We start from the raw sequence: 450 nt of genomic DNA, 5'->3' as shown, positions 1-450 counted from the left end.
GTGTGGAAACAACCCTGAAAATTATCAAACGGATTGAGCAGCGTATCGAACGCGATAAATACGTGGAAACTAACGAGTTAAAGAATGTACTGCGCGAAGAAATAGCCGCCCTTTTGCTGGACAATAAGGCGGATGAAATGGATGATTTTGAATTGCCGACCGCCTCAAAACCCTACGTGATTATGGTGGTGGGCGTCAATGGCGTTGGCAAGACCACCACTATCGGCAAATTGGCGCATAAGTTCAAACAGCACGGCAAGAAAGTTTTTCTGGGTGCTGCGGACACGTTTCGCGCTGCTGCGGTGGAGCAAATTTGCATCTGGGGCGAACGCATTGGTGTGGATGTGGTGAAGCAAAAAATGGGTGCTGACCCTGCCTCGGTGGCATTTGACACGCTAAGTTCGGCAGTGGCAAATAAGGCAGATGTGGTAATTATAGACACAGCAGGCA

1 protein-coding gene is annotated in these 450 nt (G+C 49.1%); it reads left to right on the top strand.

Translation table 11 applies throughout. The features are described 5' to 3' along the window. The coding region (locus ASC50_RS04600; RefSeq protein WP_158648440.1) for an AAA family ATPase at positions 1-450 on the top strand (450 nt) is incomplete at both ends.

The organism is Candidatus Symbiothrix dinenymphae (assembly GCF_001431085.1).
Note: the sequence above shows the minus strand (reverse complement) of the source record. Positions and strands in the feature narration are given on the sequence as shown.